This window comes from Bacillus sp. XT-4, from assembly GCF_050864245.1.
In the GTDB taxonomy this organism is placed as follows: domain Bacteria; phylum Bacillota; class Bacilli; order Bacillales; family Bacillaceae; genus Bacillus; species Bacillus altitudinis.
In genome coordinates this window covers 782602-795611 of sequence record NZ_JBPAFI010000001.1, presented here as the reverse complement: position 1 = coordinate 795611, position 13010 = coordinate 782602, and the positions used below count along the sequence as shown (strand labels likewise).

The following is a 13010-nucleotide window of genomic DNA, read 5'->3' as shown; positions in this document are numbered from 1 at the left end:
TCCATGATGGAAACAATCGGACGTCACGTTATCTCCGAGTTATGGGGATGCGACTGTGATAAACTGAACGACATGGATTTTATTGAAAAAACGTTTGTAAATGCAGCTTTGAAATCAGGAGCTGAAGTAAGAGAGGTTGCTTTTCACAAATTTGCACCTCAAGGAGTAAGTGGAGTTGTCATTATTTCTGAATCTCATCTGACAATTCACAGCTTTCCTGAACATGGTTATGCGAGCATAGATGTTTATACTTGCGGCGATCTAGATCCGAATATTGCAGCAGATCATATCGGAGATGAACTAGGTGCTGAAACAAGAGAAAACATCGAAATTCCTCGAGGCATGGGACCTGTACAAGTGAAACAGGCGCAAGCCAAAGCACTGTAAACATAAAAAAGATTGCAATGGGAGCTGGCCAAAAGCATTAAATGCCTTTGTGTTATGCTCCTTTTTATATTTGTTCCATACACGGGCATCCAGCATGATCCAACCTGTCTATACTTTTGTTCTAGGAAAACAAAGGTTTTTTTTATAAAATAAAGAAGAGGGTTTATGACAAAGGGGATACGTGTATGACTTTAGGACAAAAGCTCAAACGATTCATTTCAAATCATACAGAAACATCTGACCATCATCCAGTGTCAGAGCTGAAAAGCCAATACTACAAATCGACACAAACTCAAGTTTTCCAAGCGGTAGAAGCCGTTCTTTCAAGAAACGATTCCTATCAAGTGACATCTGTTTCAGCAGAACGAGGTGAAATCAGCGCAAACATACGAACGCCGAAAAAAGCTTTTCTCGTGGCGACTGTCATTTCAATTCGTCCTTTTGAAACAGCTGTCGATTTTAATGTGACAACAGAAACAGCACTGCCAACAGACTTTGGCTACAGTCAAAAGGCTGTTTTGTCCCTCTATAAAGAACTAGACAAACAACTTCCAAGAAGAGATCGGAGCTGATGAAATGAAATGTCCCACATGTCAGCACCTTGGCACAAGGGTGCTTGATTCAAGACCAGTAGATGAAGGGAAGTCCATCCGTCGGAGAAGAGAGTGTGAAAGCTGTCAATATCGCTTCACGACGTTTGAAAAATTAGAAGAATTGCCATTGATTGTGGTGAAAAAAGAAGGAATTCGAGAAGAATTCAGCCGGGAAAAGATGCTGAGAGGCCTCATTAAAGCGTGTGAAAAGCGTCCTGTCGCTTTAAAACAGCTCGAGGATGTCTGCTTTAACATCGAGAAGGAATTGCGTAACCAAGGCATGTCAGAGGTGAAAAGCGAGCTTGTAGGGGAAATGGTGATGGACGAGCTGGCGAAAATTGATGAAGTGTCTTACGTCAGGTTTGCCTCGGTATACCGTCAATTTAAAGATATCAATGTATTTATTGATGAATTAAAAGATTTATTAAAGAAAGAACGCTAAAAAAGAGCTGAAGATTCTTCATGCTCTTTTTCCTGCGTAAAGCGTAAAACGCAAAAAGAGTGTACAATGAAGACAACCGTATTAAGGGAGGATCAGCATATGACAGAGCATTGGAAGGAAGTGCTAGCCGTCGATCCGTATGTCGTCAAAAGCGCTTCATTGCTCGGTGACATCGATAGACAGCTTATTACTCTTTTATATCAGCCGCTTATTGGCATGTCCGCTTTCAGTTTATACATGACGCTGTGGGGAGAGCTGGAACAAAATCGAATGTGGGGGAAACCCGCACCTCACCGTCAGCTGATGGTGATGCTGCAAACGAATTTAAATGATATTTTTGAGGAGCGCTTAAAGCTTGAAGCGATCGGATTACTCCGCACATATGAACAGGAAACGGAAGAAGGCAGACTGTTTACATATGAGCTCGTGCCGCCGCTGAGACCGGATGAATTTTTCCAAGACGGTATGCTGAATGTCCTTTTGTATCATCGGGTAGAGAAAGCAAAATATATGCAGCTTCGTGATTATTTTTCTTATCCAGGAGTTCCTGCTGATGCAAAGAACATCTCCCGATCGTTTGAAGAAGTGTTTCACGTCTTGCAGCCAGGAGAGCGCAAGATGACAGAGGAAATTAATCAGGCGTCATCGCTTGACGAGGGCTACGAATATGTGACAGTTGGCTCAAGTCAGCCTGCACCGCTTTCAGATGAATCTTTTGATTTTGATCTCCTGTTAGCAGGCATGTCGGACATGATGATTCCAAGAAAAGCTTTGACAAAGCAAGTGAAAGAGACAATTAAGAAGTTAGCGGTCGTCTATGGCATCACCCCGCTGCAAATGCAAAATATTGTCGCAGGTGCCTGTGGCTCAGATCAGATGATATCAACTGAGGATCTGCGAAAAGCAGCGAGAGACTGGTATCAAATTGAATACAGAGGCGAACAGCCGAAGCTGATTGATCAAAAACAGCCAAGACATTTACGTCACAATGTCACGCAGAATTCAAGTGCAGATGCACCTGATGCGAAATTGATTGAAAAGCTTGATCATATTTCGCCTAGAGAGCTTCTAAAAGATATGGCAGATGGCATTGAGCCGACGTATGCAGACTTAAGAATTGTTGAAGATATTATGCTTGAGCAGCAGCTAGAGCCTGGGGTCATGAATGTCCTGATCTACTATACACTGCTAAAAACCGATATGAAGCTGTCCAAAACATATATGCAGAAAATCGCCGCCCACTGGGTGCGAAAGAAAATTAAAACCGTGGCAGCTGCTATGAAAATTGCCAAAGAAGAGAATAGGCAAATGACAGAATGGGCGCAGCAAAAAAATAAACGTCAATCATATGGATCAGGAAAAGTGATCCGCGAGGAGAAACTGCCTGACTGGATGAAGGAAGCTGAAACGAAAGAACAGCCAAAAGAACAGACAGATAACTTGTCTACAGAGGACCTCGAACGAGAAAAAGAAAAATTGTTAGATCAGTTTAATAATATGAAAAAGTATAATGCACATTAATGTGAGGTGAGATGGAGATGAAACCGATCGGTCGTTCATTTGATCAGCTAAAAGGGCGGGTAGATTTTCGCGTGAGATACAATCAGATTAAAGAAAGTGTCCTAGCTGATGAAGATGTAAAAGCTTTTTTAAAGGAGCATCAAGAGGACATCCAAGAAGACATGATCAATCGCAGCTTGAACAGGCTCTTTGAATATGTACAACAATCAAAGGGCTGTTCTTACTGCTTAGAGGAAGAGAATGTAAATGTCATTTTAGACGGGTATCACCCGAAGCTTGTGATCAAAGGTCAAAGCATTGATATTGAATATTCCCCTTGTCCTGTCAAACTGCGGCTTGATAGACAGAAAAAACAGCAAGAACTCATGAAAAGCATGTACATTCCGCAGAATGTTCTTCAAGCGACGTTTGCTGATTTAAATGTGGTTGGAAGACAAGAAGTCATTCAAAAAGTAGGTCAATTCCTGCAAAGTTATGATGAAACAGGTAAGGGAAAAGGCCTCTATTTACATGGAAAGTTTGGGGTCGGAAAAACATTTATTCTGGCAGCAATTGCGCAGCAGCTAGCGGTAAAAGAGTATCCATCTCTCCTTGTATACGTGCCTGAATTTGTGAGAGAGTTAAAAAATTCATTAGCCGATCATACACTCGAAGAAAAGCTGAATATGGTCAAATCTACACCAATTTTAATGCTTGATGATATCGGAGCAGAGTCGATGACAAGCTGGGTACGAGATGAACTTTTAGGAACAATCTTGCAATACCGCATGGCAGAGCAGCTGCCGACTTTTTTCTCTTCTAATTTCTCACCGAATGAGTTAAAGCATCACTTTACGTACTCACAGCGCGGGGAAAAAGAAGAGGTGAAGGCAGCTCGATTAATGGAACGTATTCTCTACCTAGCTGAACCAGTTCTGCTTGAAGGGGAAAATCGCCGTCATTTATAAAAAGATAGGTCACGTGAAGGGGAGCGGATGCAATGAATAAAAGAAAATGGCTGCTTTTCCTCGTGATTGGGGTTGTAGCTGCTGTGCTATGGTGGCTCAACAAACAGCATTTTCAACTGTCGCCGAAAGATGTGAAGAATTGGATTCTTCAATTTGGGATGCTAGCTCCCTTTGTCTTTCTTTTCTTATCACTTTTTCGTCCATTTGTGCTTGTCCCTCTCACCGTCTTTTCGCTAGCAGCAGGTTTGGCATTCGGCAGTGTCCTTGGGACCATTTATGCCTTAGCTGGTGCGACAGCAGGTGCAACAGGATCTTTCCTGCTTGCCTCAACCTTCCGTTCAAACAAGCAAGAAACCGAATCAAGCAATCGGAAGCTAAAAGCGGTGACGTCCCGTATTCAAGAGCATGGATTTCTTTATATCCTCTTATTACGCATTGCGCCCATTCACTTTGATTTTGTCAGTTATGCCGCAGCAGCTTCACGTGCGAATTATCGTGCATTTGCGGCAGCGACTTTTTTAGGGTTAATACCTGGTACTGTGGCGTTAAATGTCCTTGGATCAAGCTTTGTAAGCGGAAATTATGCCGCCTTAGCGATTGTTTGTTTGATTTATTTGATCTTTATCTCAGTGCCACTGATTTTAAAAAGAAAGATGCCTGATTTATTTTAGGCGTCTATTTTTTATGTTCCCCCCATATATATGTAACAGATGTCGTTAGGGGGGACAAACATGCTTGAAATAATCTTTGAAGATGAATATGATACCGCCGCTTTTTTACATCTTGCTGAACACTTGGACAGTCGGCATCACATTTCGATTCAACAAGGGAAAGATCGGCTTCTCATAGAAGCAAAAAAATCAGGAGAAGCCATAGAGCACATTGTGCGGACATTACTGATTCACTTTTTTTTGGAATGCAAAGAAAATGAACGCATGCGCAGCATCCTTGAAAACACATACTTATTTAAAGATCCAGAAGAGCAACATCAAATTCTTTCAATCGCCCATAGCATCATGAAAGGGGATCTAGATGATATCCCTGGAATTCATCAAGACCCGCCGAGGGAGGATCTGTTAAAAAAAGAGCTTGAGACGATTTCTTTACAGAAAGGTGTTTTTTCCATTGGTTCATTTATGACATTTAGGCTCTCAGCATATGACAGAAGGCTGAAGAACTATGTTGAAGTATCCATCGAAGAATATAAGATGGAACAAGAATATCAAAACTTTATTCAATCCCTTCGAGACTATGTGATGTCAAGAGAACCTAAGCTTGAAAAAGTACATGTTGTGCATCAGGACCGCCTGATGATTTGGGAATTTCGGTACGCTTCTGAGCGTGATCAAAAACAATACATAGACAGACAGTTTGTAAGAGAGCATCCAATGTATATTGATTCGCAGTTGATTGCACCGCTTGTATCCATTGCGCCACAAAAGATTGACCTATTTACAGATGATACAGGTCACTCGATGGTGCAAACCATTCAAAATATTTTTCAAGAAAGAGTTGAGGTATTCCCTTCTCATTCGTTTCAGGAACAGCATGTTCAATTTGTTCCTAGTCATTTGGAAAAGAAAAGTGAAAAGCTTTCTTGATTTTCACGAAAAAACGTTTTATAATACGGTGTAACTTCATACAGAGACCGTATTGATAAGGACATGAACAAATGAACACCCGCTTAAAGAGAGGGAAGCCGTGGCTGAAAGCTTCCTAGCAGAGGACCATTTGCTTTACCACCTTTGAACATCAGCTGTGAACTGTTTAGTAATAGCTGACGGGAATTCCCGTTATTGAACCACAAGCCGTATTTGCTTTTGACAAAGCAAGCTGCAAATACGGGAAAAAGGGTGGAACCACGATTCCGTTTATTCAACCTCGTCCCTTTCCAGGGGGCGGGGTTTTTATATTGCCAAAAAAAGGAGTGACTAGAGATGTCAGAACAAATTCAACTTACATTTCCCGATGGAGCAGTCAAGGAGTTTGACAAAACAGCTACAACAGAAGACATCGCGGCATCAATCAGCCCAGGCCTAAAGAAAAAAGCGCTTGCCGGTAAATTGAACGGCAAAGAAATAGATCTACGTACGCCGCTGTTAGAAAGTGGAACAATCGAGATCATCACAGATAAGAGTGAAGAAGCGCTCGATATTATGCGACACAGCACAGCGCATTTGCTTGCACAGGCAATCAAACGCATTTATGGAAAAGAGCATCACGTCCAGTTTGGCGTAGGCCCTGTCATCGAAAATGGCTTTTACTATGATGTCGACATCGATGTAGCGATTACACCTGAAGATTTACCAAAGATTGAAAAAGAAATGAAAAAAATCATTAACAGCAATTTGCCGATTGAGCGCATTGAAGTTTCAAGAGAAGAAGCGAAAGCACGCTTTGAAGCAATTGGCGATGAATTGAAGCTAGAGCTGTTAGAAGCAATCCCAGAAGGCGAAGCGGTCACAATTTATGAGCAAGGTGAATTCTTCGATCTATGCCGCGGTATTCACTTGCCGTCTACAGGGAAAATCAAAGAATTCAAGCTGTTAAGCCTTGCAGGTGCTTACTGGAGAGGCGACAGTAACAACCAAATGCTTCAGCGTATTTACGGAACAGCTTTCTTCAGCAAAGAAGAATTAAACGAGCATTTACGTCTGCTTGAAGAAGCAAAAGAGCGCGATCACCGTAAACTAGGAAAAGAATTAAAACTGTTTGCGAACTCTCAAAAGGTGGGTCAAGGTCTTCCACTCTGGCTGCCAAAAGGGGCAACAATCCGCCGCGTCATTGAGCGTTATATTGTTGATAAAGAAGTACGCCTTGGTTATGAGCATGTGTATACACCCGTTCTTGCGAGTGTGGAATTGTATAAAACATCAGGCCACTGGGCGCATTATCAAGAAGATATGTTCCCAGTCATGGAAATGGACAACGAAGATCTTGTTCTCCGTCCAATGAACTGTCCGCACCATATGATGATTTATAAAAATGAACCGCATAGCTATCGTGAACTGCCAATTCGGATTGCAGAGCTTGGTACAATGCACCGCTATGAAATGTCAGGTGCTTTATCCGGCCTTCAGCGTGTTCGCGGGATGACATTAAACGATGCCCATATCTTTGTTCGTCCAGATCAAATCAAAGACGAATTCATTCGTACAGTTCGCCTAATTGAAGAAGTGTATCAAGACTTTGGCTTGAATGACTACACATTCCGCTTATCTTACCGTGATCCAGAAGATACTGAGAAGTATTTCGACGATGATGCAATGTGGAATAAAGCGCAGTCTATGCTGAAAGATGCAATGGACGAGCTTGGACATGACTACTATGAAGCAGAAGGCGAAGCGGCATTTTATGGTCCGAAGCTTGACGTCCAAGTAAAGACAGCTCTTGGAAAAGAAGAGACTTTGTCTACTGTACAGCTAGACTTCTTACTTCCAGAGCGTTTCGATCTCACATATATCGGAGAAGATGGAAAACACCATCGTCCAGTTGTCATTCATAGAGGAGTTGTGTCCACAATGGAACGCTTCGTTGCCTTCTTAATTGAAGAATACAAAGGAGCTCTTCCAACATGGCTGGCACCTGTACAATTCCAAGTCATCCCGGTTTCACCATCTGTCCATCTAGATTACGCGAAAAAAGTGCAAGAACGTTTGCAGCTTGAAGGACTGCGTGTAGAACTAGACAGTCGTGATGAAAAAATAGGATACAAAATTAGAGAAGCGCAAATGCAAAAGATTCCGTACATGCTAGTTGTCGGTGATCAAGAAGCAGAAAATGGCGCGGTCAATGTAAGAAAATATGGGGAACAAGATTCAGAAACAATGGACCTCGAAGCTTTTGTGAAACATGCAGTCGCAGAAGCAAAAAAATAATGAAGGCGCACGAAACAGTCAGTGATCTCATCTATTGAGGTTGCTGGCTTTTTTCTTATGGAAAAAAATTCTCCACTAGTGATCCATTTGCGCAAATGATACGTTTAGATAGTACGAAAGTATGGGTAAGTATGTACTATTAGAGAGAGGCAAATTGGGGGAATGAAAGCGATGATTCAAACAACAAACACTTCATCAACACAAGTATTGGAGCAATCAGCTGTGCTTCGTGCGCTAGAGCACTCACTGGCGATGATTGAATTTGATGTCACAGGTAAGGTCCTATGGGTCAATGATATTTTTGCAAAAGCCATGAGATATTCAAAGGAAGAAATGATTGGTTTAAAGCATAGACAGTTTTGTCCTCCGCATATTGCAGAAGACGCAAGTTATCAAATGTTTTGGAAGCGTTTGAAGAATGGTCAAGTGTTTCAGGAAAAGGTGCAGCGGATCACGAAGTACGGTGACACCTTATGGCTTGAAGCGACGTATACACCAGTGCTCAATGAAGAGGGGAATGTAGTGGCTGTCGTGAAAGTGGCAACAGATATTACGGAGAGAGAAAACACAATGAAGCAGGTAGTAGAAGACCTAAAGGATATGTCTGCAAAATTAATGGAGCGAGCGGAAATCGGCATCCAGCATAGTCAAAGTGTAAATGCTTCTTTTGAACATATCGCGAATGAAACGGATCAAAATATGAGTTTGCTAGAAGGGTTAACAGAGCAGGTGGAGTCGATCAGCTCAATTGCTACAACGATTAACAGTATCGCTTCCCAAACGCAGCTGCTCGCATTGAACGCGGCCATAGAAGCTGCGCATGCGGGTTCCTATGGAAATGGCTTTAGTGTCGTCGCGGCAGAAATCCGTAAGCTTGCGACAGATTCAAAGGAAGCGATCGTAAAGGTGGATCGTTATGTGAAGGCGATCCATTTAGAAGTTGAAAAGGTCAGCAACGGAACAAGCCGTGCAAAGACAAGTGTGTTTACAAACCGGGATCTTGTCAAGCAGGCAAGCGAGGAATTCATGAATGTAGGAGAAGCAGCACGCGGCTTAGATCGTCAAGCACAAAGTTTAGCAGCAATTGTATAGCCGAAAACGAAAAAACACCCAATCTTGATCAGGAGAAGGGTGTTTTTCCTATGGTTTATTTTAAAATATCAAACAATTCGTGTAAGTCTTTAATTTCATAATCTGGTGTCACATCTGTTTCATTTTTCTTGCCATGACGATTGATCCAAACGGTTTGGATGCCAGCGCGAGAAGCGCCGAGAATATCTGTTTTTGGATTATCTCCTACCATGATGACGTCACCTTTTGTGAGATTTAACAGCTGAAGGCAGTGCTCAAAGATGCCAGGATCAGGCTTTCCTTTCCCATAATCTCCTGAAATCACAATTTCATTAAAGTAAGGGGCAAGTTCCGGGACACCTGCAAGTTTTTCTTTTTGCAGACTAGGATCTCCATTTGTTAAAAGAAGTAATTCATAGTTGCCCTTCAGGCGCTCTAAAACAGGATACGTTTCTTCATAGACATACGGGCGTTTTCTGCGCTCTGCTGCAAAGAAATCTGCTAAGTATTGACCAAATGCTTCATCGTCAATTCCTGCCTCTTTTAAGCCGTTTGTCCAAGCGTTTTTGCGATACTCTGGTGCAAGGGCGTTCAGCTTTTGAAAGCCTTCGCTAATCGGCTCACTAAAATTGGACCACAGTCCTTCAAAAGGATTAATGCCAATCATGACAGTATAATCATATGTTTCATAAGAAGAGTACAGCTTTCTTGCTTCTTCACGCACAATCTGTTCAAACGATTCTGGATCAAGTCCATATTTCTTTTCCGCTTCCCTGCATGTTTCCTGAAAAGTGGTATGAATGCTTTTTTCATCCCAAAGCAAAGTATCATCTAAATCGAAAAATACGGCTTTCATGATCTTCTCCCTTGTTATGTATGTAGTTACCCTCAATTGCATGTGACAGGCTCATGTTCATTTTACAATAGAAGTTTTAGAGTTTAAATAGATTATTTAGTAATAAAAAAAGTGCACAAAAATGTGCACTCTTACATTATTTTGATAAATCAATGGTCTTATACTTACCGCCAGTCCATCCTAATCCTGATGAGACTTGAAGCGAGAATTTCTTTTCGTTTGGAACTTCAAAAGCAATTCTGCCTTTTTTAGATAATTTAGGATTTATTTGTTTTAAGAAGAAACTTGAATCGGTATCATTTACATACATATTATTTGTTGCAAGTGATTTGTATTCTGTGCCGTCTTTGCCAATTAACCTGAACATCTCAGTATCTACCATTCTGCCTTTTTTACCTGTATTTTTGACCGTTACTTCAACAATCACAAATTTGCCGTCTGTCGTTACATCGCTCATATACTGTTTTTGTAAAGATTTTGCTTCTGTTACGCTGTTTACTTGATAAGTAAAATCTTCGACTGCTACTTTATCTCCAATTTTATGCGTTTTTTCTTTATCATTTTTCTTTTCGCTACTCGTTACTGCATTTTTAGAACCAGTATTTGATGTATTATCTTTTTTGCTGCCGCCCCCAGCCATACAAGATACAAAGATAATAATCAAAATGAGAATAATGATACTAAGACACCCAATCTTAAAAAACTTTTTCAAATAAATCCCCTACTTTTCCTTAATTTATTAAATGAATTTGAATACTTCTCCAATGATAAGTCTAAAGAATTATAAAATCAATCATTTTTTTGAAAAAATAGATATATAATCCTTTTTTATATGGAATATGATTTATATTTTTGTTTATTTATGTATACAACTTGATTTATATCGGTGTGATAATGAAAAATTGAAGGATTTGAAGAGACTTTATTTCTTTTTAAATAAGGCTTGCCCAAATCGTTTCGTCATGCTAAAATGAAAAAGTTGTTTCAAGAGTTCGGTTACTTGACGGACAAATGAAAATTGTGTAGAATAGTTAACGAATTGAATAGATATCACAAGCAGAAGCACCCGCTTCTCACCTGATTGACACATGTTTGTAGTTGACAGGTTGACCGTACATTTATTTTTTCATGCAAATGTTCGCAGTGTGGGTGTTTTATATGCCCACACTTTTTGTTTGCCTGTAAAACATACAACGAAATGGTCAAAATGAATTGTGAACTCAATTCAAAATCTCATGGAGGTGGCTCACTATTAGCAAAGATCAATTAGTTAATGAAGGTATTCGTGCGCGTGAAGTTCGTTTGATCGGACAAAATGGCGATCAGCTTGGGATTAAAACCCGCCAGGAAGCTCTGGAAATTGCTACGAAAGCCAATCTTGACCTTGTGTTAGTTGCTGCAAATGCAAAACCACCTGTTTGCCGAATCATGGACTATGGTAAGTTCCGATTCGAACAACAGAAGAAGGAAAAAGAGGCACGTAAGAATCAAAAAATCATTAGCTTAAAAGAAGTTCGGTTGAGCCCGACAATCGATGAACATGATTTTAACACGAAGCTCCGTAATGCAATCAAATTCCTTGAAAAGGGAGATAAAGTGAAAGCTTCTATCCGCTTTAAAGGCCGTGCGATTACGCATAAAGAAATCGGACAGCGCGTGTTAGACCGTTTCTCTGAAGCTTGCGCTGAAGTAGCAACAGTAGAAACAAAACCTAAGATGGACGGACGCAGCATGTTCCTCATGCTTGCACCAAAAGTCGAAAAGTAAAAGTAACAGAGGGAGGAAACATCCAATGCCAAAAATGAAAACTCACCGCGGATCTGCTAAACGTTTCAAAAAAACAGGTTCTGGTAAACTTAAACGTTCTCATGCGTACACAAGTCACTTGTTCGCTAACAAATCTACAAAGCAAAAACGTAAATTGCGTAAGAGCGCAATCGTAAGTGCTGGAGATTTCAAACGTATCAAACAACAACTTGCAAACATCAAGTAATCTGGAATAGGAAACATAGGAGGGAATTACAATGCCAAGAGTAAAAGGCGGAACTGTGTCGCGTCAGCGTCGTAAAAAGGTTCTTAAATTAGCAAAAGGTTATTTCGGTTCAAAACATAGATTATATAAAGTAGCAAACCAACAGGTGATGAAATCTGGAAACTACGCTTTCCGTGACCGTCGTCAGAAAAAACGTGACTTCCGTAAACTATGGATCACTCGTATCAATGCTGCAGCTCGTATGAACGGTCTTTCTTACAGCCGTTTAATGCATGGCTTAAAGCTTTCTGGTATCGAAGTAAACCGCAAAATGCTTGCTGATCTTGCTGTGAATGACCTAAACGCATTCAACCAGCTTGCTGATGCTGCAAAAGCACAACTAGACAAGTAAGTCATATAAAAGATCATTCCGCCGAGGAGTGATCTTTTTTTCTCATCATGTGAGGTGAAATCAATGAATATCGCTCTGATCGTGCTGCTCATCTTGGTCAATGTCTATGGGTTTTGTCTCATGGGAGAGGATAAACGCCGGGCGAAAGCACACAAATGGAGAATATCAGAAGCGCACTTATGGAGTATCGCAGTACTTTTTGGTGCTGCTGGGTCATTTCTTGGCATGCAGTATTTCCGTCATAAAACGAAGCATCCTGCCTTTCAAATGGGTATGCCTGCTTTAATTGTTGTCCAACTGGTGATATTGGTCTATCTCAATCTCATCTGAAAAGGGAGTAGACGCCGTTAAGTCGGCGTATCTGCTCCCTTTTTTTGTTTGATTTTTTTGATGGGCTGATCCCAATCAATTTTTGTTTGAGGATACCGTTCAATGATGTTTTCCTCAAGTTTTTCAAAGTCTTCTAATGTGAATTCATTTAGCTTCTCAGGTGACTCCGTCCAAACGTAAATGGAGTGGACAAACAGAGGATGATCCTTAGAAGGAACATGCTTCTCCCCTTCAAACAAGACACCTTTATAGACGAAATTAAAATTTTTACGGGCATTTTGCTGTTCGTCCATAAAATAAAAGCCTTCTTTTAATTGTGCTTGTTTCAGCTTTCTTCTCGGGTTTGAGAAGAATTTTACCGCCATGTAGAAAATATAGACAAGCAGTGCAACAAGAGCAAGTCTAATGAGGATGACAAACATGACAGGATGCACCTCCAATACCGTTATCTGATGTACTACGAATGAGAAAGTCAAAAGGTTTCAACTTTTTTTAAAAAAATATTTCGATAAACGAAAAAATATTCATAAAAAGATCGTATTGAACGAAAGAGGTTTTGTATAATAAGAATGCACCATGAAGAAAAAGGAGGATACACAGG

At 40.7% G+C, this 13010-nt stretch carries 16 protein-coding genes and 2 other annotated features; of the genes, 13 read left to right on the top strand and 3 right to left on the bottom strand.

The window, feature by feature from the left end; genetic code table 11:
* Positions 1–6 precede the first annotated feature (6 nt).
* From speD to ACRRMM_RS04160, 9 genes are all read left to right on the top strand, one after another.
* Positions 7–387: an adenosylmethionine decarboxylase gene (gene speD / locus ACRRMM_RS04200; protein WP_003216492.1), complete on the top strand. Its 381-nt coding sequence runs from the start codon at positions 7–9 to the stop codon at positions 385–387.
* 185 nt (positions 388–572) lie between these two features.
* Positions 573–959, top strand: a complete 387-nt coding sequence (locus ACRRMM_RS04195) for a cytosolic protein (protein ID WP_052320465.1) — start codon at positions 573–575, stop codon at positions 957–959.
* 4 nt (positions 960–963) lie between these two features.
* Positions 964–1422: a transcriptional regulator NrdR gene (gene nrdR, locus ACRRMM_RS04190; RefSeq protein ID WP_003216720.1), complete on the top strand. Its 459-nt coding sequence runs from the start codon at positions 964–966 to the stop codon at positions 1420–1422.
* Between the two features lie 99 nt (positions 1423–1521).
* Positions 1522–2943 (top strand): replication initiation and membrane attachment family protein, encoded by a 1422-nt coding sequence (locus ACRRMM_RS04185; protein WP_250026752.1) that lies wholly within the window; start codon positions 1522–1524, stop codon positions 2941–2943.
* A gap of 17 nt (positions 2944–2960) precedes the next feature.
* The gene (gene dnaI / locus ACRRMM_RS04180) at positions 2961–3890 is read left to right on the top strand and encodes a primosomal protein DnaI (protein ID WP_008346034.1); all 930 of its coding nucleotides are present in this window, start codon (positions 2961–2963) and stop codon (positions 3888–3890) included.
* A gap of 32 nt (positions 3891–3922) precedes the next feature.
* Positions 3923–4561: a TVP38/TMEM64 family protein gene (locus ACRRMM_RS04175; RefSeq protein ID WP_268439221.1), complete on the top strand. Its 639-nt coding sequence runs from the start codon at positions 3923–3925 to the stop codon at positions 4559–4561.
* 60 nt (positions 4562–4621) lie between these two features.
* Entirely contained in the window at positions 4622–5491 is an 870-nt protein-coding gene (ytxC, locus tag ACRRMM_RS04170) for a putative sporulation protein YtxC (RefSeq protein WP_039168873.1), read from the top strand.
* Positions 5492–5534: 43 nt separating this feature from the next.
* Positions 5535–5782 (top strand) — a binding site (T-box leader).
* 45 nt (positions 5783–5827) lie between these two features.
* On the top strand, positions 5828–7768 hold the full coding sequence (gene thrS, locus ACRRMM_RS04165) for a threonine--tRNA ligase (protein ID WP_007501674.1): 1941 nt from the start codon (positions 5828–5830) through the stop codon (positions 7766–7768).
* Positions 7769–7939: 171 nt separating this feature from the next.
* The gene (locus ACRRMM_RS04160; protein ID WP_008346027.1) at positions 7940–8860 is read left to right on the top strand and encodes a methyl-accepting chemotaxis protein; all 921 of its coding nucleotides are present in this window, start codon (positions 7940–7942) and stop codon (positions 8858–8860) included.
* Positions 8861–8915: 55 nt separating this feature from the next.
* On the opposite strand, the gene ACRRMM_RS04155 is transcribed toward ACRRMM_RS04160, so the two are convergent.
* Both ACRRMM_RS04155 and ACRRMM_RS04150 read right to left on the bottom strand, forming a co-directional pair.
* Positions 8916–9695 carry an HAD family hydrolase gene (locus tag ACRRMM_RS04155; RefSeq protein ID WP_076822409.1) on the bottom strand — a complete coding sequence of 260 codons (780 nt, stop codon included), beginning with the start codon at positions 9693–9695 and terminating at the stop codon, positions 8916–8918.
* Between the two features lie 136 nt (positions 9696–9831).
* Entirely contained in the window at positions 9832–10407 is a 576-nt protein-coding gene (locus ACRRMM_RS04150; protein ID WP_017358258.1) for a DUF4352 domain-containing protein, read from the bottom strand.
* 336 nt (positions 10408–10743) lie between these two features.
* Positions 10744–10875, top strand: a sequence feature (ribosomal protein L20 leader region).
* Between the two features lie 71 nt (positions 10876–10946).
* Between ACRRMM_RS04150 and infC the strand changes: the two genes are divergently transcribed.
* From infC to ACRRMM_RS04130, 4 genes are all read left to right on the top strand, one after another.
* Positions 10947–11462, top strand: a complete 516-nt coding sequence (gene infC / locus ACRRMM_RS04145; protein ID WP_024718649.1) for a translation initiation factor IF-3 — start codon at positions 10947–10949, stop codon at positions 11460–11462.
* A gap of 25 nt (positions 11463–11487) precedes the next feature.
* Positions 11488–11688: a 50S ribosomal protein L35 gene (gene rpmI / locus ACRRMM_RS04140; RefSeq protein ID WP_003216324.1), complete on the top strand. Its 201-nt coding sequence runs from the start codon at positions 11488–11490 to the stop codon at positions 11686–11688.
* Between the two features lie 31 nt (positions 11689–11719).
* Positions 11720–12079 (top strand): 50S ribosomal protein L20, encoded by a 360-nt coding sequence (gene rplT / locus ACRRMM_RS04135; protein WP_007501659.1) that lies wholly within the window; start codon positions 11720–11722, stop codon positions 12077–12079.
* Positions 12080–12142: 63 nt separating this feature from the next.
* Positions 12143–12409 carry a DUF1294 domain-containing protein gene (locus ACRRMM_RS04130; RefSeq protein ID WP_113747103.1) on the top strand — a complete coding sequence of 89 codons (267 nt, stop codon included), beginning with the start codon at positions 12143–12145 and terminating at the stop codon, positions 12407–12409.
* A gap of 17 nt (positions 12410–12426) precedes the next feature.
* Here ACRRMM_RS04130 and ACRRMM_RS04125 read toward each other — a convergent pair whose 3' ends face one another.
* The gene (locus ACRRMM_RS04125; RefSeq protein ID WP_008346017.1) at positions 12427–12831 is read right to left on the bottom strand and encodes a hypothetical protein; all 405 of its coding nucleotides are present in this window, start codon (positions 12829–12831) and stop codon (positions 12427–12429) included.
* Positions 12832–13010 lie beyond the last annotated feature (179 nt).